This is a genomic window from Shewanella sp. GXUN23E (assembly GCF_050865035.1).
GTDB lineage: Bacteria > Pseudomonadota > Gammaproteobacteria > Enterobacterales > Shewanellaceae > Shewanella.
In genome coordinates this window covers 1-26,628 of record NZ_JBOZWP010000012.1, presented here as the reverse complement: position 1 = coordinate 26,628, position 26,628 = coordinate 1, and the positions used below count along the sequence as shown (strand labels likewise).

The 26,628-nt window shown below is 50.8% G+C and carries 26 protein-coding genes; 12 read left to right on the top strand and 14 right to left on the bottom strand.

Annotated elements, in window-relative coordinates:
- Positions 1-151: 151 nt before the first annotated feature.
- From ACRRUX_RS11845 to trmJ, 11 genes are all read right to left on the bottom strand, one after another.
- Positions 152-2,986 carry a TonB-dependent receptor plug domain-containing protein gene (locus ACRRUX_RS11845; RefSeq protein ID WP_432530512.1) on the bottom strand — a complete coding sequence of 945 codons (2,835 nt, stop codon included), beginning with the start codon at positions 2,984-2,986 and terminating at the stop codon, positions 152-154.
- Positions 2,987-3,491: 505 nt separating this feature from the next.
- Positions 3,492-3,923 carry a nucleoside-diphosphate kinase gene (gene ndk / locus ACRRUX_RS11840; RefSeq protein ID WP_432530510.1) on the bottom strand — a complete coding sequence of 144 codons (432 nt, stop codon included), beginning with the start codon at positions 3,921-3,923 and terminating at the stop codon, positions 3,492-3,494.
- A gap of 281 nt (positions 3,924-4,204) precedes the next feature.
- The gene (gene fdx / locus ACRRUX_RS11835; protein WP_432530508.1) at positions 4,205-4,540 is read right to left on the bottom strand and encodes an ISC system 2Fe-2S type ferredoxin; all 336 of its coding nucleotides are present in this window, start codon (positions 4,538-4,540) and stop codon (positions 4,205-4,207) included.
- Positions 4,541-4,552: 12 nt separating this feature from the next.
- Positions 4,553-6,415, bottom strand: coding sequence for a Fe-S protein assembly chaperone HscA (gene hscA / locus ACRRUX_RS11830; protein ID WP_432530506.1), 1,863 nt, complete (start codon positions 6,413-6,415; stop codon positions 4,553-4,555).
- 70 nt (positions 6,416-6,485) lie between these two features.
- Positions 6,486-7,010, bottom strand: coding sequence for a co-chaperone HscB (gene hscB, locus ACRRUX_RS11825; protein ID WP_432530504.1), 525 nt, complete (start codon positions 7,008-7,010; stop codon positions 6,486-6,488).
- Positions 7,011-7,015: 5 nt separating this feature from the next.
- The gene (gene iscA / locus ACRRUX_RS11820; RefSeq protein ID WP_432530502.1) at positions 7,016-7,339 is read right to left on the bottom strand and encodes an iron-sulfur cluster assembly protein IscA; all 324 of its coding nucleotides are present in this window, start codon (positions 7,337-7,339) and stop codon (positions 7,016-7,018) included.
- 11 nt (positions 7,340-7,350) lie between these two features.
- Entirely contained in the window at positions 7,351-7,734 is a 384-nt protein-coding gene (gene iscU / locus ACRRUX_RS11815) for a Fe-S cluster assembly scaffold IscU (protein ID WP_432530500.1), read from the bottom strand.
- Between the two features lie 33 nt (positions 7,735-7,767).
- On the bottom strand, positions 7,768-8,982 hold the full coding sequence (locus tag ACRRUX_RS11810) for an IscS subfamily cysteine desulfurase (protein WP_432530498.1): 1,215 nt from the start codon (positions 8,980-8,982) through the stop codon (positions 7,768-7,770).
- A gap of 78 nt (positions 8,983-9,060) precedes the next feature.
- The gene (iscR, locus tag ACRRUX_RS11805) at positions 9,061-9,522 is read right to left on the bottom strand and encodes a Fe-S cluster assembly transcriptional regulator IscR (RefSeq protein ID WP_432530496.1); all 462 of its coding nucleotides are present in this window, start codon (positions 9,520-9,522) and stop codon (positions 9,061-9,063) included.
- Positions 9,523-9,716: 194 nt separating this feature from the next.
- Entirely contained in the window at positions 9,717-10,538 is an 822-nt protein-coding gene (gene cysE, locus ACRRUX_RS11800) for a serine O-acetyltransferase (protein ID WP_432530494.1), read from the bottom strand.
- Between the two features lie 15 nt (positions 10,539-10,553).
- The gene (trmJ, locus tag ACRRUX_RS11795) at positions 10,554-11,279 is read right to left on the bottom strand and encodes a tRNA (cytosine(32)/uridine(32)-2'-O)-methyltransferase TrmJ (protein WP_432530492.1); all 726 of its coding nucleotides are present in this window, start codon (positions 11,277-11,279) and stop codon (positions 10,554-10,556) included.
- 154 nt (positions 11,280-11,433) lie between these two features.
- Between trmJ and suhB the strand changes: the two genes are divergently transcribed.
- The 4 genes from suhB (at position 11,434) to ACRRUX_RS11775 (ending at position 14,519) form a co-directional block, all read left to right on the top strand.
- Positions 11,434-12,237 (top strand): inositol-1-monophosphatase, encoded by an 804-nt coding sequence (gene suhB, locus ACRRUX_RS11790; RefSeq protein WP_432530490.1) that lies wholly within the window; start codon positions 11,434-11,436, stop codon positions 12,235-12,237.
- Between the two features lie 138 nt (positions 12,238-12,375).
- Positions 12,376-13,548 (top strand): NnrS family protein, encoded by a 1,173-nt coding sequence (locus tag ACRRUX_RS11785; RefSeq protein WP_432530488.1) that lies wholly within the window; start codon positions 12,376-12,378, stop codon positions 13,546-13,548.
- Positions 13,549-13,690: 142 nt separating this feature from the next.
- Positions 13,691-14,092 (top strand): phosphate-starvation-inducible protein PsiE, encoded by a 402-nt coding sequence (locus ACRRUX_RS11780; protein ID WP_432530486.1) that lies wholly within the window; start codon positions 13,691-13,693, stop codon positions 14,090-14,092.
- A gap of 121 nt (positions 14,093-14,213) precedes the next feature.
- Positions 14,214-14,519: a PilZ domain-containing protein gene (locus ACRRUX_RS11775; protein WP_432530484.1), complete on the top strand. Its 306-nt coding sequence runs from the start codon at positions 14,214-14,216 to the stop codon at positions 14,517-14,519.
- On the opposite strand, the gene ACRRUX_RS11770 is transcribed toward ACRRUX_RS11775, so the two are convergent.
- Positions 14,513-14,755, bottom strand: a complete 243-nt coding sequence (locus tag ACRRUX_RS11770) for a YecH family metal-binding protein (RefSeq protein WP_432530482.1) — start codon at positions 14,753-14,755, stop codon at positions 14,513-14,515. The two genes, ACRRUX_RS11775 and ACRRUX_RS11770, sit on opposite strands and share 7 nt — an antisense overlap.
- A gap of 120 nt (positions 14,756-14,875) precedes the next feature.
- On the opposite strand from ACRRUX_RS11770, the gene ACRRUX_RS11765 reads away from it, so the two are divergent.
- Positions 14,876-16,573 (top strand): LytS/YhcK type 5TM receptor domain-containing protein, encoded by a 1,698-nt coding sequence (locus tag ACRRUX_RS11765; RefSeq protein ID WP_432530480.1) that lies wholly within the window; start codon positions 14,876-14,878, stop codon positions 16,571-16,573.
- A complete protein-coding gene (gene btsR, locus ACRRUX_RS11760; protein ID WP_432530478.1) occupies positions 16,570-17,280 on the top strand; it encodes a two-component system response regulator BtsR in 711 nt (236 codons plus the stop codon). Before ACRRUX_RS11765 ends, btsR begins: the two co-directional genes overlap by 4 nt.
- A 178-nt stretch (positions 17,281-17,458) precedes the next feature.
- On the opposite strand, the gene ACRRUX_RS11755 is transcribed toward btsR, so the two are convergent.
- Complete coding sequence (locus tag ACRRUX_RS11755) at positions 17,459-18,535, bottom strand: DUF4236 domain-containing protein (protein WP_432530476.1); 1,077 nt, start codon at positions 18,533-18,535, stop codon at positions 17,459-17,461.
- 156 nt (positions 18,536-18,691) lie between these two features.
- Positions 18,692-19,234 (bottom strand): YniB family protein, encoded by a 543-nt coding sequence (locus ACRRUX_RS11750; RefSeq protein ID WP_432530474.1) that lies wholly within the window; start codon positions 19,232-19,234, stop codon positions 18,692-18,694.
- Positions 19,235-20,413: 1,179 nt separating this feature from the next.
- On the opposite strand from ACRRUX_RS11750, the gene ACRRUX_RS11745 reads away from it, so the two are divergent.
- The 6 genes from ACRRUX_RS11745 (at position 20,414) to xthA (ending at position 26,530) form a co-directional block, all read left to right on the top strand.
- Positions 20,414-21,850, top strand: coding sequence for a carbon starvation CstA family protein (locus ACRRUX_RS11745; protein WP_432530472.1), 1,437 nt, complete (start codon positions 20,414-20,416; stop codon positions 21,848-21,850).
- A 427-nt stretch (positions 21,851-22,277) separates the two neighbouring features.
- Positions 22,278-24,512 (top strand): hypothetical protein, encoded by a 2,235-nt coding sequence (locus tag ACRRUX_RS11740; RefSeq protein WP_432530470.1) that lies wholly within the window; start codon positions 22,278-22,280, stop codon positions 24,510-24,512.
- Positions 24,513-24,791, top strand: a complete 279-nt coding sequence (locus ACRRUX_RS11735; protein ID WP_432530468.1) for a hypothetical protein — start codon at positions 24,513-24,515, stop codon at positions 24,789-24,791.
- Between the two features lie 76 nt (positions 24,792-24,867).
- Positions 24,868-25,413, top strand: a complete 546-nt coding sequence (locus ACRRUX_RS11730; protein ID WP_432530466.1) for a septation protein A — start codon at positions 24,868-24,870, stop codon at positions 25,411-25,413.
- Positions 25,413-25,712, top strand: a complete 300-nt coding sequence (locus ACRRUX_RS11725; protein ID WP_432530464.1) for a YciI family protein — start codon at positions 25,413-25,415, stop codon at positions 25,710-25,712. Before ACRRUX_RS11730 ends, ACRRUX_RS11725 begins: the two co-directional genes overlap by 1 nt.
- 8 nt (positions 25,713-25,720) lie before the next feature.
- Complete coding sequence (gene xthA, locus ACRRUX_RS11720) at positions 25,721-26,530, top strand: exodeoxyribonuclease III (RefSeq protein ID WP_432530462.1); 810 nt, start codon at positions 25,721-25,723, stop codon at positions 26,528-26,530.
- Positions 26,531-26,628: the final 98 nt, after the last annotated feature.

The following is a 26,628-nucleotide window of genomic DNA, read 5'->3' as shown; positions in this document are numbered from 1 at the left end:
AACCAAATCAGTTTCAACTTTTAATAATTTTGCCTTTATCACCATTTTGTGACACCAGACACAACAGCAAAACCATCTGCGCAAGTCGCTTAGCCTTTCATTCACAAAAAAATGCCGGGCTCATGGCCCGGCATTGGTTTTCAACAATTCATTACATCTTAAAGTCCAGCGTCAGGTACCAGAAACGACCTATATTGTCATAAGCGCCTTGTCCTGAACCGTTACCCGTCATAATACCTGGCAGGCCCCGGTCAAACACGTTATCGACCCCCAGACCAATGGCCAAACCATTCTCGAAGGTATAAGTACCAAACAAATCGGTCACTGAGTAAGTGCCATACTCCATAATATCTGAGTATGGGATCGGATAACTGGCGTTGAACTGATCTGTGTATCTGGCCACCCGGTCGATATAACTGGTTTTCCAGTTAAATTGCCAGGCGTCGATGCTGTAGTTAATCCGCAGTTGCCCTTCCCACTTGGGATCACCAATCACCCCGGCATACTCATAGTAAGAATCCGGTTCATCCTGGAATGCAAAGCGTTTACTTTCAATCAGATAGGTAGCCAATAAATTGGTTTTTACATCGCCGCCAGCCAGCGGGAAGTCATAGCCAATCTGCATATCCACGCCGGAGGTTTTGGACATGGCAATATTCTGTACTATCTGCAGAATATTGGTGATCTGATGGTTGTCCTTATCCCTGGTTATCAGTGCGCAATACTGGTTATTGATGCCGGTGGGCGAATCCACACAGCGGTCAATAATATCCTGTGCACTGATAGAGCTGATCGCATCGGTAATTTCGATGTCCCAGTAATCCACCATCAGACTGAAGTTATCAATAAAGCCCGGTTCATATACAAAACCCGCCGTCACAGATTTGGATTCTTCCGACTTAAGCTCTGGATTACCACCTGACAGACCTTCCAGGGTCTTGTCATCATAGGGATCATCAAAGCCAGCCGGAATCCCCAGCGCCGCACAGTTGGCTGCACGGATAGCCCGTTGCTCAGGCGTCAAATCGGCAAGCTCACTGGCTTTACAGCTGTCATTCACCCGGAAGAAGTTTTGTGACTGCGCGGAATACAATTCGCCAATGTTAGGCGCACGAATGGCGGTGGCAACCGTCGAGCGAACGCGCAAATCATCGTAAACAGTCCAGTTCAGTCCCAACTTCCAACTGGTTGCTTCGCCTACTGAGGAGTAGTCGGCGTAACGCACCGCACCATCAATATCCAGTTGCTGGATAAGCGGCAAGTCCGCCAGTACCGGCACAGATACTTCAGCGAATACTTCTTTTACGTTGAACTTGCCGCCTTCACTTTGCAGCGCGTTAAAGAAGGTATTACCGGCAGCGGCAAACGGGTCCTCGTTGGAATTACTCTCTTCACGACGGTATTCCACCCCGGATGCAAAGCCAACATAGCCCGCCGGCAACTCAAACAGAGCAGAATTGGACACTGAGCCCCCCGCCACAAACTGCTCTATGGTCGAGGTCCCTTTGGTCGTGGTGCTGATATAGTTCTTTGCCGCTTCAGAGACGCTGCCGTTACCAAACAGGTTGGTCGGTACGCAGCCATTGGCCCTGGCCTCTTCATCCCGGCAAACAATATTGCCATCGGCATCTCTGATAGCGTCGATGGAGTCCTCAAAGTTTTTGTAAATCAGGTTATTTAAGTTAGTGCGATCGTGCTTGGTCTGCCCCCACACCACATAGGTATCCATGCTCCAGCCATCGGCAATATCGCCCTCCAGCCCCAACACATAACGCTGGGTCGTGCGCTTATCTTCTTCAGTCCGCGGTCCCATGTCTGACATGAAACGGTTGATACTGATGCTGTCTCTACCGGCCGCATCCATGATGGCACCCAATTCATCGCTGATATAAGCATTGTCGCGGCTGATGGTGGTCGTTGGATTAAAGAAGAAGAATGCCGGCTGCCCTGAGGTCGTGGCGTTGGTCTCAGAATACTTGGCTTCCAGATAGGCATTCAGTGAATCGGTTACATCATAATTGACTTTCACGTTCACCGTAGCGCGGTCAAACTCAGGCTGCAGCTCTTCCCATTGGCGCAAATTGATGTAATCACAATCACCGGCACAGTATGACCCATCATAAATGTCGCCACGGTTGACTTCACGCACACTGCCATCATCATTAAAGGTGTACCAGGTGCCACCTATGTTAGTGGTGCCACCATTGCTGATCCGATAGTGGCCCCCTTCCAGGGTTTCATAGATGCTGTCGCCGTTGGGATTCTTGTAGTGCACCCACGACTTGGAGGTTTGATCCCGTTCCAACATGTCCAGCCTGGATTGCTGGGCATATTCAGCCGAAATCGCCGCATTACCACGGCCGTTATCAAAATCACTGCCATAAGACAGCGAAAAACGCTGGTTATTGTAACCACTATCTTCCGCCCAACCGCCACTGGCGCTGGCATTAAAACCTTCAATACGTTTCTTCAGCTTGAAGTTAACCACGCCGGTTACTGCATCTGCGCCGTAGATAGCCGATGCGCCGCCGGTGATAATTTCGACACTTTCAACCCACTCGGTTGGAATGGTGTTGATGTCCATGGCGGCAGAGCCCGGCACTGCCGCCACATGACGCTTACCATCCACCAATACCAGTGTGCGGTTAGAGCCCATGCCCCGCAAATCCAGAGTATTCAAACCCGCAGTACCAATAGAAGTACCTGAATTACCCAAAGTGTAGGTATTCGCCAGTTGAGGCAATTCATTCAGTGCTTCAGCGATATTCACCGCACCGGTTTTCAGCAAATCATCGCCGGTGATGACAGTAACGGGAGTTGGTGCAATCGCCCCTTCCCGGTTAATACGGGAACCTGTCACTTCAATGGTTTCTATTTTGGCGGTATTAGGGGCGACTTCTTCGGCAAGCGTCACAGCAGACGTCGACGATATAATGGCAAACAGACTAAAATTAACCGCTTTAGCCACGGCAGTTCGCGTTGACATACTCATCATTCCTTTCATTGTTGTTTTATTTTTGCAACCAGTGACACTGTCGCGCCACATTCGCAAATATCACAAACAACAAACGATTACGTCAACACTACTTTAATTAACAATATTCACACATTGAATGATATTTAAAAACATCACCAGTTGGGTTTTTCGACAATAAACGTAACAATCGCATCCAAACGCACGTTAAAACAAATTAAAACAAACAACAATTTAACAATCCAGGTATTTACGAAATAATTCAAATTCAAACGCCGTGACATTGATCACGTAAAATGAATTTCCCTGCACCTCAATTTGCAAACGCATAATCGAGAATGTTCAAACTCATAAAAAAGCCAATTTCAAGGCCGCGAATAATCCTGCCAAATTCGCTTCAAGGCTGTACTCGTGACGCCCTATCAATAGCAATCTGGAAAATCTCGACTGTGTACGGTACGAATTAAAACACAAAAAAAAGGAGCCCTAAGGCTCCTTTTTCATATTCGAAAACGAATTAACGAGTGCGTGGGCACAGTTCTTCAGCACTGAAGAAGTAAGCAATTTCACGCTCGGCAGAAGCCAGCGCGTCAGAGCCGTGAACTGCGTTCTCATCGATGCTGTCAGCAAAGTCTGAACGGATCGTGCCGCGAGCGGCTTGTGCAGGGTTGGTTGCGCCCATGATTTCACGGTTGGCCAGTACTGCGTTTTCGCCTTCCAGAACCTGAACCATGATAGGACCAGAGGTCATGAACTCAACCAGCGCGCCGAAGAAAGGACGCTCGCTGTGTTCTGCATAGAAGCCTTCAGCCTGCTCTTTTGACAGGTGTACCATTTTAGAAGCGATGATCTTCAGACCGGCAGTTTCAAAACGGTTGTAGATGGCACCAATGTGGTTCTTGGCAACAGCATCAGGCTTAATGATAGAAAAAGTGCGTTCGATCGCCATGTTACAAGCTTCCTTTGTTAGCGAGTGTAGTTATTTCCGCGCGGATTATACGAAATTTGATTGTTAAAGCCTATCTTTATAGCGCACTTATCTGTGATTTTTGTCACAGTCGGTGTTTTGCAAAGTTTTGCGCAGCGCAAATAATTTAGCATTTCCTGAATCAACTGATGACCAAACACCCAACAGCGCACCTCATGGACTGTTTGTTTCTGAGCCGCAGATATAAAAAAGCCCCGTAATTCGGGGCTCTGTCAGGCATTTGATAGTCAAAAATGACGCGCTCAGCCTTCACTCACCATATTGATGGTGTACTTGGGAATATCGATCACCAGATCGCAATCCACCACTTTGGCCTGACAGGACAAACGGCTCTCAGGCTCCAGACCCCAGGCTTTGTCCAGCATGTCATCTTCCAGTTCATCACTGGGCTCCAGCTCATCAAAACCTTCACGCACGATGCAGTGGCAAGTGGTGCAGGCACAGGACTTTTCACAGGCATGCTCAATCATAATACCGTTGCGCAGCGCCACATCCAGAATGGTTTCGCCCACTTCGGCTTCTACCACCGCGCCTTCCGGGCACAGATCCTCATTGGGTAAAAATACTAACTTTGGCATATCTGATCTTACCTATATTTGATCAACCGACTGGCCAGCCAGGGCCTGACGGATAGAGTTGTCCATTCTACGGGCCGCAAAGTCCTGAGTGACCACATCCAGAGCCTCAATGGCACGGGTGATGGCATCAGCATCCTCTCCGCCGGCCAGGGTTGCAACCTCGGCCATTGCGGCATCAATCGCCTGCCGCTCTTCAGTGGTCAGCAGCTGACCATCTTTGGCAAGCGCCGAATGCAGCGATTCCAGCACCCGGGCCGCTTCCACCTGCTGCTCTGCCAGCATACGCCGACTGATGTCATCTTTGGCATGCTTCATGGAATCTTTGAGCATAGTGGCAATCTCGGTATCTGATAGCCCGAACGAGGGCTTAACCTGAATACTGGATTTCACGCCGGTGGATTTCTCCATGGCAGTCACACTCAACAATCCATCAGCATCAACCTGGAAGGTGACCCGGATGTGGGCAGCACCGGCCGCCAACGGCGGAATGCCCTTAAGCGTAAAGCGTGCCAGTGAGCGACAATCGTCCACCAACTCACGCTCGCCCTGCACCACATGGAACGCCATGGCAGTCTGACCATCCTTGAAGGTGGTAAACTCCTGCGCCCGGGCAACCGGAATCGTGGTGTTGCGGGAAACGATTTTCTCCACCAGTCCGCCCATGGTTTCAATACCCAGGGACAGAGGCAATACATCCAGCAACAGCAGATCTGACTCAGGCTTGTTGCCCACCAGAATATCCGCCTGAATGGCGGCGCCGATAGCGACCACTTTATCAGGGTCAATGGAGGTCAACGGGGTTTTACCGAAGAACTCGGCAACCTGCTGGCGCACCAGCGGTACCCGGGTAGAACCACCGACCATCACGGTTTGCAGCACTTCGTCGGCACTGACACCGGCATCGCGCAGCGCGCGGCGACAGGCCACTATGGTCTTGCGTACCAGGGCTGCGATCATTTCATCAAACTGCGCGCGGGTAATCTGTGCAGACAGCACACTGCCATCTTGCAGTGTGGCACTGGCCTGGGCCGTATCGGCATCAGTCAGCGCCTCTTTCACCCGCCTGGCTTCAATCAGTAGCTGGCGGCTCAGCTGCGCGCTGGCATTATCAAGCCCCCATACCTGTTGCAGATGGGCCTGCAGCAGATGATCAAAATCATCACCACCCAGCGCCGAATCACCACCGGTTGCGAGAACTTCGAACACTCCTTTGTTAAGACGCAAAATCGAGATATCAAAGGTACCGCCGCCGAGATCATAAACGGCAATCACACCTTCCTGCTGGGAGTCCAGACCATAGGCGATAGCCGCCGCAGTGGGTTCGTTGAGCAGACGCAGAACCTTCAGCCCCAGCAGATTCGCCGCATCTTTGGTACCCTGACGCTGGGCATCATCGAAATAGGCAGGCACAGTAATCACCACGCCTTCGAGCTGGCCACCCAATGTTTCTTCGGCCCGGCTCACCAGTGGCCGCAGGATTTCACTGCTCACCTGAATCGGATTTACCTGCCCCTGAGGCGTATTGAACACCGGCAGACCATGCTCACTGGCACTGAACTCATAGGCATGCTGATAATCGCCGGACTGAATGTCCGCCAGACTGCGTCCCATAAAACGCTTGACTGAGACTATGGTGTTGACCGGATCTTTGGCTGAGTGCGCAGCCGCATCGTAGCCAGTCAGAATCTCATCTTCGCCATAGAACACAATGGACGGCAGCGAATGTCTGCCATGGGGATCGGGTAAGGTTGCCGCTTCGCCACTGCGTACTGCAGCAACCAGGGAGTTGGTGGTGCCCAGATCGATACCGACCGCCAGTCTGTGTTGATGGGGGGCGGCACTCTGACCAGGCTCAGCAATCTGCAATAGGGCCATAATGCTTAACTCTTAAAAATTTGGCCCAATAGTAAATTGAGCCAAAGAAAATGAAAACCGCTAAGGTGAACTATTCAAACAGAGCATCTTCAGCCCGGGCCAGTTCGTCCTGCAACTTTGCCATAAACTTGAGTTTACGGATTTGATCTGCAGCATTGGCCTTATTCGCTGGTGCGTCGGACGCCAGCAAAGAAGCAAGATGGGCAAAGATATCGCGCTGATAGGCGGCGAAAGAAGTATGCAGTTCATCAATCAGTGCATCGGCTTTGGCACTGTGCGCAATCTCTTCGAGGGCTTCGCGCCACTCCATCTGCTGCATGAGGAAGCCGGTGTCTCTGACGGTTGCCGTTTCATGACTGATATCCAAACCAGCCAGGGCCAGCATATGCTCGGCACGGCGCAGCGGATCTTTGAGGGTTTGGAAACCGTCATTCACCTGGGCTGTCTTTTGCACAGCCAGCAGCATTTCCTGCTCACTGCCACCGGCAAATTTGTCCGGGTGCACCGCCCGCTGCAGCTCGCGATAGCGGCTGGCCAGCTCGGCGGTGTCAACGTCGAAAGATTGGGGTAAATCAAATAACTCGAAGTAATTCATAGCGCTCAGACAGTGAAGCTCTCACCGCAACCACACTCACCTTTGGCGTTGGGGTTGTTGAATTTGAAACCTTCGTTGAGACCTTCCTTAACGAAGTCCAGCTCAATACCCTGCAGGTAGATGAAGCTCTTGGCATCGATGATAATATTGACACCATCAATCTCATACATCTCGTCATCAGCGTTGAGTTCATCAACAAACTCAAGCACATACGCCATACCACTACAGCCGGAGGTTTTCAGGCCCAGGCGTAAACCCAGACCTTTTCCTCTATTGGCCAGGAATGACTTTACCCGCTCTACTGCAGAGGGTGTCATTGTAATTGCCATAGAGACTCCGATTAACCGTTATGCTTGGCTTTGTACTCATCCAGCGCCGCTTTAATCGCGTCTTCCGCCAGAATTGAACAGTGGATTTTCACCGGAGGCAAGGCCAGCTCTTCGGCAATATCGGTATTCTTGATAGCCGCTGCTTCTTCGATGCTCTTGCCTTTCACCCATTCAGTTACCAGCGAGCTGGAGGCAATTGCACTGCCACAACCATAGGTCTTGAATTTAGCATCTTCAATGATGCCTGCTTCATTGATTTTCAGTTGCAGCTTCATTACGTCGCCACAGGCGGGGGCTCCCACCATACCGGTCACTACTGACGGATCATCTTTGTCAAACGAACCTACGTTACGTGGGTTCTCGTAGTGGTCAATTACTTTTTCACTGTATGCCATGATACTGCTCCAACTCTAATATTCTGCTCAGGATCAGTGGTGATTCCACTGCACCTTGTTCAAGTCCACACCGTCTTTGAACATTTCCCACAGCGGCGACATTTCACGCAACTTGCCGATGGAGTTCCTGATGGTTTCAATGGCGTAATCAATCTCCTCTTCGGTGGTAAAGCGACCGATAGAGAAGCGGATGGAGCTGTGTGCCATTTCGTCATTCAGACCCAGGGCACGCAGCACATAACTTGGTTCGAGACTGGCAGAGGTACAGGCAGAGCCGGAGGACACAGCCAGGTCCTTGAGAGCCATCATCAGCGACTCGCCTTCAACATAGTTGAAGCTGACGTTCAGGTTACCGCAGTAACGCTGGTTTTCATCGCCGTTGATATAAGTCTCTTCAATATCTTTGATGCCGTTCCACAGCTTGTCGCGCAGCATACGGATACGTTCGTTATCTTTTTCCATGTCGGCTTTCGCAATGGCTGCTGCTTCACCCAAACCCACGATCTGGTGAGTCGGCAAAGTACCGCTGCGCATACCGCGCTCATGGCCGCCGCCGTGCATCTGGGCTTCCAGACGAATACGAGGCTTGCGACGTACGTACAGGGCACCAATCCCTTTTGGGCCGTACATCTTATGGCCGGAAATCGACATCAGATCCACTTTGGTCTGCTGCACATCAATCGGCAGTTTGCCCGCGCTTTGGGCGGCATCCACATGGAAAATAATGCCTTTGCTGCGACACAGCTCACCAATGGCATCGATATCATGGATTACACCGATTTCGTTATTCACATGCATCAAAGTCAGCAGAATGGTGTCATCACGCATGGCGGCTTCCAGACGCTCCATCGGGATGATGCCGTTCTCGGCAGGTTCCAGATAGGTCACTTCAAAGCCTTCACGCTCCAGCTGACGACAGGTATCCAGTACCGCCTTATGTTCAGTCTTGCTGGTAATGATGTGCTTACCTTTCTTCTGATAGAAGTGAGCAACACCTTTGATGGCCAGGTTGTCAGACTCAGTCGCACCAGAGGTCAATACGATCTCTCTGTGGTCGGCATTGATAAGCTCAGCGATCTGGGCACGGGCATGGTCAACCGCCTCTTCTGCCTGCCAGCCGTAACGGTGAGAACGGGAAGCCGGGTTACCGAATACGCCGTCCATCGTCATGTACTGCATCATTTTTTCTGCGACACGAGGGTCGACTGGGGTTGTTGCTGAATAGTCAAGGTAGATAGGAAGCTTCATCACACACTCCGTACTTGGCATTGCCACACAGGCCTTACTGCCGACAACGTACTTCAAAAATTGGCTTTATAATCCGGATCAAGCAATGACACGCTGATCTTGCTGGATTTTATCCTGTTGAATCGAGATAAACTGCACATCCCGCTTTTGCATCAGTCCAGCCAGACTGATGCCATTTAAAAACTCAGAAATCTGTTTACTGAGATCGCCCCACAGCGAGTGGGTCAAACAACGGCTGCCGCCCTGGCAATTCCCCTTGCCGTGGCAACGGGTGGCATCGACGCTTTCATCAACAGCCATCACCACCATACCGACGGAGATATCTTCTGCATCCAGTCCCAACCGATAACCGCCACCGGGACCGCGGACACTGGCAACCAATCCCTGCTTTCTCAGCTTGGCAAAAAGTTGTTCAAGATAGGACAGCGATATTCCCTGACGTTCAGAGATATCTGCCAATGGGACAGGTCCCGCAGTCGAGTGAATCGCCACATCTAACATGGCGGTAACTGCATAGCGACCTTTAGATGTCAGTTTCATAACTCAATTTTGCTCCCCGATTGATATGGAAGCAGTAAAACATACCAGAGTAATTCAGTCAAGTATTTGTCCGACCAAATCACTCAGGTATTATCGCTGCGCTACCCGAGCCTACCTCATCATACGGCGGGCGTATTTAACCTTATTTCGTTGCCATTGTTCAATGCCAACGGGCCAAAATCACAGCATTTCGGTCAGATAATGGGATCAAACTCATCCAGTCCGCGTTGACGTTTCACCGCGGCTTCCTGCTCAGCTTCACTGAACTCGCCAACATCGAGTTCTGGCAACCTGTCGGTACACACATTGCCGCCCATTGCCTGCATCTCTTTACACAGGTCCTGCAGTTTGGAGTCCATCAGATGCATATGATCCAACATCTGGCCAATGGCGTTGGCTACCGGATCAGGATTATCCGGGGAGACTGCGTAGGCATCAAAGCCATATTTCCTGGCCATGGCACTGCGACGTTCGCTCTGGGCCTTGTTGGCTTCGGTCGGTGTCGCCACCATACGACCCGGGATGCCCACGACCGTGGTATTGGCAGGGACTTCCTTTACCACGACGGAATTGGAGCCTACCCGGCTGCCCTCACGCATCACAATGGGCCCGAGAATTTTGGCACCTGCCCCCACCACCACATTGTTTTCCAGTGTCGGGTGACGCTTACCGGCATTCCAGCTGGTTCCACCCAGCGTCACGCCGTGATACAGAGTGCAATCATCACCAATCTCCGCAGTTTCGCCGATGACCACACCCATGCCATGATCGATAAAAAAGCGCCGGCCAATGGTCGCTCCCGGGTGAATTTCCACCCCGGTCATCCAGCGCGAGAAGGTCGACAACAACCGCGCCGACAATTTCCAGTCGGCCTTCCACAACTTATGGCTTATGCGGTGCAGCCAAATCGCGTGCATCCCGGGGTAATTAAGCAATATCTCCAGCGTGCTGTTGGCCGCCGGATCTCTGTGATAAATGGATTCGATATCTTCTTTCAGTCTTGCTCTTACACCCATGGTCTTGCCCCGTTGTTACTTGTCGCCGTCACCGACTTTCTTGTCCACAGACGTCAATATGCCGCGCAGAATATTCATTTCATGGGTTTCAATGCGGGCTTTGGTAAACAGTCGTCTGAGCTTGGTCATCACCTGTCCCGGATGATTTTTGATGATAAAACCGGTACGTGACAACGTCTGTTCAAGGTGCGCAAAGAAACGCTCATGGTCTTCGCTGGAAGGATACTGAATGTCATCCACAGGTTTATGCTGTCCGGCAAGCCAGGCCATACGGGTTTCATAACACACCAGCTGTACTGCCTGGGCCAGATTGAGCGAACTGTATTCAGGATTGGCCGGAATAGACAGATGGTAATGACAGCGCTGCAGCTCTTCATTGTTGAGACCATGGTTTTCACGGCCAAATACCATGGCAACCGGCCCATTGAACGACTCAACAGCCAGCTTTTCGCCCGCCTGGCGCGGATCCAGCATCGGCCAGTCCAGCGTGCGACTGCGGGCTGAGGTGGCGATCACCAGGCTGCAATCACGGATTGCTTCTTCCATCGAGCCCACGGTTTTCAGCTCCTTGAGGATATCGCAGGCACCGGCGGCCAGCGCCACCGACTGGCCATCTGGCTCACATCTGGGTTCAGCCAGATACAAATTGGACAGCCCCATGGTTTTCATGGCACGGGCAACCGAGCCGATGTTGCCCGGATGGGAAGTACCGACTAATACAACACGGATATTACTGAGCATCGAAGGTCTTAATTTAATTCACAAACACAGAAGCGGAATCTTAACATGCCAGCGGCGGTTTACTTAACTACAAAATCGGCATTTGATATGTTCAGGGATTTGGGTATAATCCGGCCGCTATTTTTACTCGTTCTTTAACATCCAGGGGATTGCAATGCATCCAATGCTGACTATCGCTGTCCGCGCTGCCCGCGCTGCCGGCCAAACAATTATGCGTGCTTACACTGACTTCGACCGCGTTGAAGTGACTTCCAAAGGCATCAACGACTATGTGACCAGTGTAGACAAGGAAGCAGAAGCAGCTATCGTGTACCAGATCCGTAAGTCCTATCCGGACCACACTATCGTGGCGGAAGAGAGCGGTGAAAATCGTGGTACCAACAAAGATTATATCTGGATAGTCGATCCTCTGGATGGCACCACCAACTTCGTGAAGGGTATCCCTCACTTCGCCGTATCCATCGCACTGCAACATAAAGGCAAGACTGAAGTTGCCGTGGTATTTGATCCTGTTCGTAACGAACTGTTCAGTGCTGTACGTGGTCAGGGCGCCAAAATGAATGACTTCCGTCTGCGCGTATCCAATAACACCGACATGAACACCAGTGTTATCGCTACCGGTTTCCCATTCAAAGCCCGTCAGCACACTGAAACTTACATGAAGCTCCTGGGTGAAGTATTCGGTCAGTGTGGCGATCTGCGCCGTGCCGGCTCTGCTGCACTGGATCTGGCCTATGTTGCCGCCGGTCGTATGGAAGGTTACTTTGAAATCGGCCTGAAGCCATGGGATATCGCTGCCGGCGATCTGATCGTCCGTGAAGCGGGCGGTACCGTGACTGATTTCACCGGTGGCCACAGCTACCTGTTGTCCGGTAACATCATTGCCGGTAACCCAAAAACCACCATGGGTCTGGTTAAAACCGTTCGTCCTCTGCTGAGTGAAGCGCTCAAGCGTTAATTCCGACAGGACCCGAAAAACCGCCGCAAGGCGGTTTTTTTGTACCTCAAAAGAAATAATTTATATCTCCCATATAACATTCATTATTTTTGCAGCTTATAATACCCGACTAATTCACTTGGATATAAGGATAGGTCAATGCTGCAAATTCATGATCCACTGGCAAAACAACCCAATCCGCCGCTGTTTCGCCTCGGATTTCGCCCGCTGTTCCTGTTCGGCAGCCTGTTCAGCATATTGGCGCTGACACTGTGGCTGGGGCAATTGAACGGGGTTATCTTCCTCACTCCACAGGGAAATGTGTTGTGGTGGCATGGTCATGAGATGATTTTTGGCTTTGTCGCTGCTATCGTTGCCGGCTTTTTGCTGACGGCGGTGCAAAACTGGACCGGCTCACCTGGGCTCAGTGGCAAGCCACTTGTGGCCCTGTTTGGATTGTGGCTGGTCCCGAGGATTTTGCTGCTCGACAACCACTGGGCGCCCCTGCCGTTGGTTGCGGCCATTGATCTGGCTTTCTTACCGGCAACAGCATGGGTGGTCGGCCACGCGGTCTATCAGGTAAAACAGTGGCGCAATATGGTATTTGTGCCGATTCTGTGCACCCTGACTTTACTCAATGCAATCAGTTATTACGGACTTCTGTATGGTCCAGACGCAATCGCTCACAGTGCGTTGTACGCCGCAACTTTATTAATCGTGCTGCTTATCGCACTGCTCGGTGGCCGGGTGATCCCGTTTTTCACAGAAAGGGCCACACAGTGGCAAAGAGGCGCCAATATCCCTCTCCTGGAAGGTATCACTTTCGGTGCAATCCTGGTGCTTGTCCTTACCATGATCAGTCAACAACCCCTGCTGATCCGGCTAGCGGCAGCGGTGGGCGCAGCACTGCTGCTCATCAGGCAATTACGCTGGGGCATACGCCACTGTCTGCCAAATCCCTTGTTGTGGTCACTGCATCTGAGTTATCTGTGTATCCCAACCGGACTGTTGTTGATTGCGGCGGGCCTGCCAATATCTGCCGGTTTTCACCTGATGGCCGTTGGCGGCGTTGGTGGCATGATCCTGGCGATGATGGCCCGGGTATCCTTGGGTCATACCGGACGGCCACTTAAGGCTCCGGCTGTCATGCCCTATTGTTTTGCATTTCTTCTGCTTGGTGCCGGACTGCGGGCTATGGCCTCCATTGTGCCCACCTTCTTTCAGCTGGGGGTGTTGCTTGCAGCCATTGCCTGGCTGCTGGCCTTTGGCGGTTTTTGTTTGGTGTACGCCAGAATGTTATGCAGTCCCCGGGCAGACGGAAAAGCAGGATAATAAAGCATTTGGGGATGGGATCAGGTTCGCGATATAACACAGGCATGTGACGCACAGTGTGATTTTAATCACGCAGATTTTTCAATTTCGCGTCATGAAATCCTGATAAACTGGCCGAAAGTTTTAGTTCGCAGGATCTGGTATGGGAATTTACCGTAAAGTTGGCTTAAAGAGCGTCAAACTCGTTGAAAACATGGTGCTGGTGATCATCGCCATTGCCACCGTGTTTGCGATTGGGCAGGAAATCGTCCACATCTTCAAAATGGGCACAGTCGCATTGGCAGATCTGCTGCTGCTGTTTATCTATCTGGAAGTGCTGGCGATGGTGGGCAACTATCTGGAATCCGGTAAGCTGCCGATCCGCATGCCTTTATACATCGCCATTGTGGCACTGGCCCGTTACCTGATCCTGGATATGAAAAGCATGGATGACTGGCGCATTCTGGGTATCGCTGCAGCAACACTGGTGCTGGCGGCCACAGTGATTGTCATCCGTTGGGGTCAGTTGAAACTGCCCTACCCCAAAGTACCGGATGAAGACTGACAGCCATCCAAAGATAACCACACAAAGCGCGCCTTCGGGCGCGCTTTGGTTTTCAGGCTTGAACCGCGGCCCAGTACCTGCTTAATATAAATTCCAACAAAAACTCAGGAGTAACAGGGATATGTCATCTCCCGTCAAAGGATTTGAAGAGCGTCGTCAGTCCCGTCGTATCGATATGGAGCAGGCAGAGATCAGACTCAACTGGCAGGACAAACTCGAGCAGCGCCGCTGTGCTGCCGGTATTTGCCTGGATTTGTCACGCACCGGCGCCCTGATAGAAAGCCCGGCAGAAGTTGGCGTGGGTTACCGGATTGAGCTGACCTTGAATCCGGGGAGCGGCGACGAAAACCGGATCAGCGCTGAGGTGATCCGGGTTGAGCCTGCTGATAACGGCCAATTCAAACTGGCACTTGAATTGATTCAGTGATTACAGATGCGTCGGCTGTCGACCTGCCAGCCGGCGTCTGACTCAATAAATTTCTTCTTGCTGCGCAAAAAAGTAATCAGCTCATCGGCGCTCATGCCCTCTTTGCTGCAGGTGTGATAAGTCACATCAATGCCGAAGGTGTCCTGCATCAACTGCTTAAGTTCTGCTGCTGTCAGGGGTTTTGCCTGTGCCTGCATCAACGCCATGACGTCGTGGCCGTGTATGGATTTGCTCATCTGAACCTCAATAACATTCATATAATTTCCATGTTATAAACCAAAAGCGTAACGCAAACACTGATTTGGCGCACAATCTCTGGCAAAATAGCGTTTTTATGCCAATGCCGGTTTCGTTTCATGTCTTTGATCCTGCTGCTGACCCAACAGATGTGTGTGTATCTGGTGATCGTTTATCTGGTCAGCAAGACGCCTTTATTTAAACTGTTTACCGAAGAGGCGCCGCGTTTTCCCCATAAACTGTTTATCTATCTGGTGTTTTCCGGCTTTTGCATCATGGCCACCTATTTTGGTGAGCAGACCAATGATGCCATCGCCAATACCCGTGCCATGGGCGCCGTGCTCGGCGGTTTACTCGGCGGCCCGGTTACCGGCTTGCTGGTCGGCCTCACCGGCGGTCTGCACCGTTACTCTATGGGCGGTTTTACTGATGTCGCCTGCGCCATTTCCACCACCATGGAAGGCCTGAGCGCCGGGCTTATCAGCCAGTACCTGCGTAATCAGGGCAAGCGCGAATTGATTTACAGCCCCATGCTGGTCGCCATGGTCACCCTGTACGCCGAATTGATGCAGATGGCGCTGATCATGCTGATTGCCAAACCCTACGACCATGCCTGGGAGCTGGTAAAGCAGATTGCACCCCCCATGCTGCTGGTCAATTCACTGGGCGCCGCCGCCTTTATGAGCATGATACGTGACCAGAAAACCATGTTCGATAAGTTGTCATCCGCGTTTTCCGCCAAAGCGCTGAAGATCGCCGAGCGCAGTGTCGGTCTGTTGTCCCGCGGCTTCAATGAAGAAACCAGCGCCAAGGTTGCCAACATCATTATTGAAGAAACCAAAGTGGGGGCGGTGGCCATTACCGACAGGGAAAAGCTGCTGGCCTTTATTGGCACGGGTGCTGATCACCACATTCCCGGCACCCCCATCGCCTCGCAAATCACCAAAGATGCCATAGAGCACAACCGGGTGATGTTTGCCGATGGCGTGGAAATGCCCTATTCCTGCTCCCTGTCAGCCCAATGTAGGCTCGGCTCCAGTCTGGTGATCCCGCTGCGCAATGACACCGAAGTGATCGGCACCATTAAGCTGTATGAGCCCAAAAACAAGTTGTTTCTGAACATCAACCGCACCCTGGGAGAAGGCATTGCTAGGTTGCTGTCCAACCAGATTCTGTACGGCAAGGTCGAGCAGCAGCAAAACCTGCTGACCCAGACTGAACTCAAACTGCTGCAGGCTCAGGTGAACCCGCACTTTCTGTTTAATGCCCTGAACACCATCAGCGCTATTACCCGCCGTAACCCGGACATGGCCCGCACCCTGCTGCAACAGTTGTCGCAGTTTTTACGCATCAATCTCAAACGCACCACAGGTCTGGTGACTCTGGCCGATGAGCTGGATCATATCGACTCCTACCTGAATATCGAAAAGGCCCGCTTTATCGATAGGCTGCAGGTGGATATCGACATTCCCAATGAGCTGCACAGTATTCGGCTGCCGGCCTTTACCCTGCAACCCATCATTGAAAACGCGGTCAAACACGGCACCTCGCACATGCTGGAGACAGGACACATTCAGGTCCGGGGCGAGCAGGCAGACAATCAGATACTGCTGACCATCACCGACAATGCCGGCCTCTATCCGCAGCAGCCATCACAGGCACAACCAGAGCGTGAGCACAATGGACTGGGCATGAATCTGGTACATAAACGTATTCAAAATCAATTCGGTGCCCAATATGGCGTGCAGGTCAGCTGCGTGCCGGACATCAGTACTACAGTCACTATTCGGATACCCGCCATGGAGCCAGTACAATGATCCGCTGCCTTATCGTTGACGATGAACCCTTCGCCCGTGAAGAGCTGGCCGACATTCTTGAAGATGCCGGAGACATCGAGGTCATCGGTCAGTGCAGCAATGCCGTTGAAGCCTTGCAAGCCATTCACAGGGACAAGCCGGATCTGGTGTTTCTGGATATTCAGATGCCCCGTATCACAGGTATGGAAATGATTGCCATGCTGGATCCTGACAATATGCCAAGGGTTGTGTTTGTCACCGCCTATGATGAGTACGCCATCAAAGCCTTTGAAAATCATGCCTTTGATTACCTGCTCAAGCCAGTAGATGAACAGCGTCTGGCTAAAACGCTGGATAAGCTGCGCAAAGATCTGCGCCCCAGAGATATGACCATGCTGGCACCTGAGACACTGGAAGTGCTGCCTTGCTACAGCGGCACCCGTCTCAAAGTAGTGCCAATCAGGGATGTGGAATATGTATTCAGCGATCTCGGCGGTATCCATGTGGTCACCGCCCAGTGCAAGGTGCATACCCAGATGACCTTAAAGCTGATGGAAGAAAAAACCCCACTGGTGCGCTGCCACCGCCAGTATCTGCTGATGCCGGCGGCCATCAGTGAAATCATTCTGCAGGACACAGGTGCACTGGCCATCACCCATTCCGGCGCCAAAGTGCCCGTCTCCAGGCGATACCTTAAAAGTTTGAAGCAGCTGTTTGGCTATCAATGATTGGATGCAACTAATTAGGGTTTACATTTCACCCAACACCCCTCCGACGTCTCCGATGGGAATTAGGTGTAATCCGAGACTCAGAGTAACTAACTTGGGGACAGTTACTTTGGGCTGGTGGGGATAACGCACCGGCTCAGGGCGCGCAGCGAAGCGGAGCGTCCCTTGGAGCCCATTGTTAGATGCTTTTTGCCAACATAGCGATAGCACTTGAAAAGCCATCTCCATGACCAACCCTTGATATTTCAATTCGTTCATTCAACCCTGTATCACTTGTGAAGTTCAGGTCTTCGTATAAGGCTATTGGTAACTCACGATTATCTTTGAAACGTTTGTCTGGACCGCCTCGTTTATTAACATACTTCCAAGTTCGATCAACGACCTTTGCATCTCTTGGGACGCTTCCATCCTCGATGAACCTCGTGCTTTCCACCGATATTCTAAGGTTTGGATAACTCACGGCCCCAACACCATTTGGCTCAAAAATAAGCACCTTATCAGGAAAGAAGTACAAGGTTTGCTTGCCAACCGGTATGGATGGAACTGAAACATTGGTTTTTACATACGGTGGATTCCCTATGCCCAGTGATATTGAGGTTCGTTTGATTACACTCGTTGCACCAGCATTACGCTTTCTGTCCTTAACAGCCCCCTCCGCCTCTACATGCCATTTGCTCGACGATGATGAAAGCTGCCCGAAAGAATCATGTAGTTTCTGATAAAGCGCTTCTATTTCAGGTTCAAGCTCAAAGAATAGAACCGTTGTTTTTCTTAAACTATCCTTGACGGATGCAAAAATAGTGAGTGCGACTGAAACGGCTGCCACAACAAGTGCAAGAGTTGGTGTTTCTGAATTCTTAAAGACGACAAACGTTAAAATAGCGCCAAGCACTGCTATAAACGGCCAGAGTCTTACCTTCTTTCTATTGGCATTCATTTCAGCAACAAGATCAGCCGATGATGAATCAACCATGTGCGTGATATGCGCGCTCTCTATTTCTTTTAATGGTTCATGCTCAATCTCGGTGTTACTTTGCTGCAATTCTGGGCTATTTGGAGTTTGGTTTCTCCCAGTAGAACCAGAAGGTAAGGTTTTTCTGTAATACAAGCCTCCCCTTCCCATATGGACGTAGTTGCCCCGAGGCCCAGTTCCAAAGCGTAATCCTTTGACTCCAGCTGATACGCCAACGCCGGATTTCGATAAATTGAACCTGAAGGGTCCGACACTAATTGCTTTGCAAATATAAAATCCCATCTATGGAACTCCCTTCTTTTACATCTAACGCCCGCCTAAGGGGCTGGCAACGCATGCCACTAAACACAAACACAACAGCCATAACCACCGCGGCTCATTGGGGCTGGAAACGCCACGCGTTGACAGTCCCTCTTGAGGCGTTTGTTAGCAATATGCTCAAAAACCCAACACTTTAATTAAAATAGTACCTACTACTGCAACTATAATTGGTGCAACATACAATTTATGGATATTCGAAAACATCCCACTATCTGGAACAAATATTGTTTCTGCGATCTCGGAGTGCGTTCTAGCGACACTACCTTTTACCGACTCTTCTATCATCTGATCTTCAATTTTCTTACGAATATTCTTTAAACGAACAGATAACTGCTTGCCTAGTCCCCAGAAAGTAAGCCCAACAAATATTGTTAGATATATTAGGATAAAGGGAATGTTGTCAGACTCTGCAAGGTGTATATGATTTGGAGTTGGCGAGTTTTTCCAAAAAAACATTAGAAATTCGGTTTTCTGGTAAATCAACGCTACTAAATTCTTAAATGGGGCAGCGAATGCCGAACCAAATTTAGACCCATCATCTAACCGAAAGTAAATCATTTTTAAAAATGAAATAACCGTGGATATTGCGCTAGGTACAACGATTGTGAAACCTACAACCCTGTACAAGATAGACTTTCGTTTTGCCTCGTAAAAATTCAAAATACCTCCCCATATTGCCAACATTCTAATAACAAGAACGCCTGTTTATCTGAATAACCGGACGGCCTGTTTATCCATTTTTACGCGACCACCCTTTCCATTCGTTTTAGTCACAAAAATCTGCCAGTTAACGCCCCTATGGATAGATAACTTTACGGACAAATCGAGACGTCTCGTTATCTCGCGCCATCTGTCACGCTTATTGGGTAAACGTTATCAGTAATAGACTGAAAAATCGACACTTCCAAGCGACTCAGCAGATAAACGTGAACGTGCCGCGCGCGATAACAGGAATCGTTTCCTGTTATCTCAGATTAAACGGGATAACCGGCTCACATAAGCAACTTTGGGGCATAAATGAGCTGGCGGAATACACCAAGTCCCCGTCCGACGCTGCCGAGGGTGTTGCTGAAAATGGCGTAGCGAGGCATGGCCATTCTCAAGCATCCCTGCCTTTCATGGCATTTGGACATCCTGTCCGGCAGATTCCTCGCAGACTCCGTCGATTCCTGGGCGACTATTGCGAAGCAATGTTAAGGAGCACGAGGCAGGGTGAGCATGCCGAAGGCATTTATCGCGAACGAGAGTCATGGATGGAGAACTGGCTTTTGTATAGGGATATATTTAGCCAAGCTGGAGTGATTTACAGGGATGTAAATCGAGCGTCTGTCGCGATAGCCAATTTTCAGCATAAGCCCGAGGAGTTGTCAGCGTTGGTGGGGCGCCCTTTGGGGTGTTAGGGCGAATGTTTGCTTGTAGCAAACGCGCCTATGAGCGAGAGGTATGGATGCCGAACTGGCATTTATACAAGGATGTATTTGCTTTGGGCGAGCAAAGCTCCTTCCCCGGGTGTGGGCTGGAAGCCCACGACTTCAGTTAAACGAAGTTTGACTTCTCAGTGCCGCAAGCAAATGAAGCAGCGCTTCACGAATCCAGTATCGCCTGCAAGGCGATATCCTTGCCAACCTTCGACCACTCAGGGTCACAGAGCAACCACTCATAGTCTCAAGCTTACCTTTCAGGGAATTTGGCTGACCTCTGAGCCAAATTCCCAATCCGCTTAACCCAAGATTAATACCGCTTAACATTCGGGATTTACCGCTGAATCACTCTGGCGCAGCACTTCAGTGATTGCCGAAGTAAAATCCGCCTCAGTTAATAACCATGAGAATGATGACTATGAGTTGGTTCTTCCTGTGCGTCGGCCTGTTGGTCGCCGGTTACTTCATCTACGGCGCCTTTGTTGAAAAGGTATTTGGTATTAATCCAAAGCGCCAGACTCCGGCCCATGCCCATACCGATGGTGTGGACTATGTACCTATGTCAAAAGGGCGTGTGTATTTGATCCAGCTGCTGAACATCGCCGGCGTGGGTCCTATTTTTGGTCCCATTCTGGGTGCGCTCTATGGTCCGGCGGCCATGTTGTGGATCGTGATCGGCTGTATCTTTGCCGGTGCCGTGCATGACTACTTCTCCGGCATGCTGTCGGTACGTAATGGCGGACAATCTATCCCTCATCTCACCGGTAAGTATCTGGGCAAAGGTGCCAAGCACTTTATGAATGCTTTTGCCATCATCCTGCTGTTGCTGGTAGGCGTGGTGTTCATTTCAGCCCCTGCTGGTCTGCTGGCCAAGCTGACTGGCTGGAGCATGTCCATATTCGTCGGCATCATTTTCTGTTACTACCTGCTGGCCACCATTGTGCCGGTAGATAAGATTATTGGTCGCCTGTATCCCTTCTTCGGCGCGCTGCTGGTATTTATGTCAGTGGGACTGACTGTGGCACTTATCGTCTCCAGCGAGCACAGCCTGCTGCCTGGTGTTGAAGCCTCTGACTTCCTGTCAAACCTCAACCCTAATGACATGCCACTGTGGCCTGCCCTGTTCATTACCATCGCCTGTGGTGCCATCTCTGGTTTCCACGCAACTCAGTCGCCACTGATGGCACGTTGTATGGAAAATGAATCCAACGGTCGCTTCGTGTTCTACGGCGCTATGATTGGCGAAGGTATTATCGCCCTTATCTGGTGTGCCATTGCCCTGTCATTCTTCGGTGGTGTTGAAGGTCTGAATGAAGGCATGGCCGGCAACCCAGCCAACGTGGTGTATGAAGCCTCTACCGGTCTGCTGGGTGTTGTCGGTGGCTTTATGGCGGTACTGGGCGTTATCGTGCTGCCTATCACCTCAGGTGATACCGCTTTCCGCTCTGCCCGTTTGATCCTGTCTGAGTTCTTCAAGCTGCCACAAAACCAGCTGCCCAAGCGTCTGGTACTGGCCATCCCGCTGTTCATTCTGGGTGGGGTGCTGACTCAGGTCGACTTCGGTGTTATCTGGCGTTACTTTGGCGTTGCCAACCAGGCAACCGCGGTAATGATGCTGTGGACCGCATCAGCTTACCTGTTACGTCATAACAAACTGCACTGGATTTGTACTGTACCGGCCATGTTTATGACCACAGTGGTGATCAGCTTCCTGCTTAACTCATCCACCTTGGGCGCCGGTCTGCCAATGGATGTATCGACCATCGCTGGTGTGGTGGCGACTCTGGTGATTACCGCACTGATTATCTTCAGTGCCAAAGGTAAAGGCAGCACCGATTTGGCTGAAGACGCCTGATAATCTTACGCTCCTTTACAAAAAGCGCCGCAGCGAAAGCCCGGCGCTTTTTATTTGCCCACCAGCAAGTTGCACAACCCTAACAAAATAAAACAACATATTTATATTATTTATTATTGATTTCACACGCTGTTCGTATACCTTAGCCAGGGTTGGCGATATTTTGCGCTATCGCCAATCTCTTCGGGCGCAATCAGGTAACAGGCTGATATTTTGAATCGTTCTCCAGCAGTTGTCGTTCACCGTTGCCGTGGCAGGTGCTGAATTTGCACAGGGAGATCTCATAAAACAACACAATAAGTTATTACTGCTGCTGTTTTGGGCAATAGCCTTTCAATCCGCAGCCCAGACAGCACAAAAAGATTATCATCCCGGTTTGTTTGTCCGCGCCCCGATCACCAGTGATGGTGGTAAAGGTACGGCTGGTGTGGATTTTACTCTGGGCAGCGACAATCTGTCGGCTACCCGCCAGAGCAACGATCCCGGCTATCGCACCCATTTCCCGCATCCGGTTGCAGGGGTTGACGGCATAGTGGTGTTTGCCGAATGGCAACATATTCAACCTTCCTCGTTTGGCGAGCTGAAACAAAACAATATTATTGACCGGGCCATTGCGGCAGTCAGCCTCTGGAATGCCGAGCATCCTGGACAAATCGTCAAAATCCGCCTCAGGGCTCTGGCGGGGGTGCATTCGCCGCAATGGGTCAAGGATTATGCCGGCGCACTGGACGTCGACTGGTGTAAAGCAGAGCTGTGCGACACTAAGCTGCGCACATTTTCCATCCCCAAATTCTGGACCCCCGCCTATCACGAAGCCTGGGAAGACTTTCAAACCAAGCTGGCGGCCAAATATGACAGTGAACCGCTGATCGCCGATGTCTCCATCGCCGGCCAGGGCACATTACACACCGAAGTCACCTGGCGACACTACTCGTTTCCCTTTGCCTTCAAGCAACTGGTGGCCGGAGGGCTGAGGCTGGATCAAGACCTCAAATACTGGAAGCGGGACATCAGTTTTATGATGGAAACCTGGCCACAAACGCCGGTGGAAATGACCTTTAACGGGGTCAAATCCTATGAGGTCAATCAGGATGGTGAGCCGGTAAACCTGTCCGCTGCCACCACGGAAATTCCGGCGGAAATCCTGACTTATATGCGCTCGGAGAGTCAGCGCCTGGGCAACAAACGCTACTTTATCGCCAACCATACCCTTGGCCCCGAGGATAATATCGATACGGACACGACTCAGGACCCGAATCATATCCAATATCTACTGGCCCAGGAGCAACAAAAAGGCGCGACCCTGTATTATCAAACCCAGGTATTTACCTCGGATTACACCGCGCAGTTGCTGGACATTGCAGCCAATTTGGGGGCGATTCTGGTCGAAACCTCTCAGGGGGAAACTCCCGGATCGATACTCTCTGCCGCAGTGCAGGCAGGCCGGGCGCGACTCAAGCAGAATATCCCTCTGACAGATAGGGTAACGCTTGCCGATAGAAATGTGTCCCTGTCGCCGCTTCAACTTGATAACCAATACGGACAAGGCAATGTCATGACCCTGTATTCAGACACTCTCACCGCGTTCGATGGCAAAGCCAGTTTCAGAATTGCTGCCGATGTTCAACCCACAGCAGATAGCCAATTGGTCACCAATTCACTCGGCTATTGGGGGATAAACAATCCCCATTTCAGTGGCAGTGAACAACTGCAGTCGCTCACTAACCTTAGAGTGGTGGATTTTCAAGCCAATGGCAGTGACCTGAGCGCCGCCGATATTAGCAATCTCAGTTTTAAGATCCTGGTCTATACCGGTGCCAATGATGCTGATGATCAGGGTTTTATTGATATTGTGAACAATCATATCGACTGGCAGGATTTGGACAGTACGCAAACCACTTCTCGCCCGGGATTTACCAGCAGCGGCTTTCGCAGCAAAGTCTATGTAAAGCTGTTAAATCAGGGGAAAAATGTCAGCACCCTGAATCTGGGTGCCAGCAATAACAGCGGCACCTGGCGTATTGCCGATGTCATCGCGGGATTTCAGGAGTCGTACCGGTTAAATCAGCAAAGCAGCAATATCCAGGTGACCGGCAATACCGTATCGCTCAAACCCGCGTCAGCGACCCAGTTTGGCCCAAACAACACCGTCACGCTCAAATCTGATCCGCAAATTGGCTGTGAAAGCGGCAGCAGCTTTGAGATAACGGCGGTGCTGACGCCAACGCCTGGCAGCCAGATTGTCAGCAATAGCAATGGTAACTGGGGGATAGACAATGTTCACTTCTCTGCCAATGAGCAGACCGGGGAGATCAGCCAGATTACCGTGCAGCCAGCAAGTTGGCTGAGCCCGTCATCGCAGGGATGGGTTACCAATCTGGAATTCAAGTGGCTGCAACTCAATGGCGCCAACACTGATAATGCCACAGGCTTTATTCAGGTAGGCGGCAGCAACCATGACTGGCAGGATCTTGGCAGTGTTGCATCACAGTCCCGTACCGGCTTTAGCAGTGATGGCTTTTTCAGCTACGCCGATTTGGTCAGTCTGGCGGGTGCCAGCAGACCTGGCGCATTCAACCTGGGCGCAAGAAACAGCACTGATATCTGGCGTGTAGGTGATATTAAAGTCAACTACCAGCTATTGTGTCCATCAGCATCATAAATGTACCTCATGCCGGGCTGGCAGACCCACAGTGTGGAACTCTGCCAGCCCATTTTCGTTTACCACAAATGCATCACTGCATCAGGTAAAGGCTATAACGCTTCGCGCCACTGCAATTGCAGCACCCTCCACAAAGCCAATACCAGACTCACCTCGGCTTATCCCGATTCGGTGAATCCTGAGCCCACCATACCGGCCATCGGCAAACGGATGACAGCCGGTTGGATGTGCGTCAACGCGGCATTAATCCTGCTCCAACTGTCCGTCAATGCGCAGTAAACACCGGACTTTGTCCCCCTCTGGCAGCGTGCTACACTCAGGCACCCTATTTTTATGATGACATCCTGATTTACCCATGAAGCAGCTACTCGACTTCCTCCCGCTGGTGATTTTTTTTGCGTTCTATAAGTTTTATGACATTTACACTGCGACAGGTGTCCTTATTGCCGCCACAGCAGTTCAAATTGCGGTTACCTATGCCATTTACAAGAGTGTTGAGAAAATGCATCTCATCACCTTCGCCCTGGTTGCCGTCTTCGGCACGCTGACACTGGTATTCCACGATGATGCCTTTATTAAATGGAAAGTCACCATAGTCTATGCGCTGTTCGCCATCGCATTGGCAGTGGGACAGTTCATCAACAAGCCACTGTTGAAAGGCATGCTTGGCAAAGAAATGAAACTGGATGACGCGGTGTGGGCAAAAGCCACCTGGTACTGGGTAGGTTTTTTCCTGGTATGTGGGCTGGCAAATATTTATGTTGCCTTTTACCTTTCTCAGGACACCTGGGTGAACTTCAAGGTATTTGGCCTGACCGCGCTGACGCTGCTGAACACCATAGCTACCGTGGTTTATCTGTTTAAACACTTACCGGAAGATCAGAAAAAGGAACTCAAGTAATGTGGTACATGATTTCATCCCAGGATGTTGAAAACAGTCTGGAAAAACGACTTGCAGCCCGTCCTGCTCACCTTGCCAGATTGCAACAACTGGCCGACGAAGGCCGTTTGATGCTGGCCGGTCCGCACCCGGCAATTGACACAGATAACCCCGGAGAAGCCGGCTTTACCGGCTCACTGGTTGTCGCCGAATTCGACTCCCTTGAAGCGGCCCAATCCTGGGCTGACGCTGATCCCTACATCACAGCAGGCGTTTACCTGAGTGTGATTGTCAAACCTTTCAAGCCAGTTCTGCCCTGAGACACACTATGAAAATTGTATCTTTCAATATCAACGGTTTAAGAGCGCGTTTGCATCAACTTCAGGCATTGATTGATGCTCATCAGCCGGACATCATCGGCCTGCAGGAAACCAAAGTACACGACGACGCCTTTCCGGTAAACGAAGTGGAAGCCATGGGATACCGGGTGCACTACCATGGAGGTAAAGCTCACTATGGTGTGGCGTTGCTGTCTAAAGTAGAGCCAGAGTCGATTCAGAAGGGCTTTCCAACAGACGAAGAAGATGCCCAGCGCCGTATGATCATGGGTCAGTTCAAACAGGCTGATGGCAACATGCTGACTGTGCTGAACGGCTATTTTCCACAGGGTGAAAATATTCACCATGAGACTAAATTTCCGGCCAAGCGCAAGTTTTATCAGGATTTGATGCAGTATCTCTGCACCAATCACAATGCTGATGAAGATATCGTCATCATGGGTGATATCAACATTTCGCCACTGGATTTGGATATCGGCATCGGAGCAGCCAACGCCAAACGTTGGTTGCAAACCGGCAAATGCAGTTTCCAGCCAGAGGAAAGAGAGTGGCTTAAGACATTACTGGACTGGGGGTTTGAGGACACTTTCCGCAAATTGCATCCGGATATGGAAAATCGCTATTCCTGGTTTGATTATCGCAGCAAAGGATTTGATGATAACCGCGGACTGCGTATCGATGTGATTCTGGCAACCCCCTCTTTCGCCCAAAAAGCCTGTGCAGCTGATGTTGACTACGAACTCAGAGGCATTGAAAAACCTTCAGATCATGCGCCAATTTGGACTGAGTTCAACGTATAACTCCAAATTTCATTTAATAGCTGTTCTGTTTTAGCGGGAGTTCAATGCGCCTTGAATCAGAGTCCTTGATACGCTCTGAATTAATCAGGCTATTAATG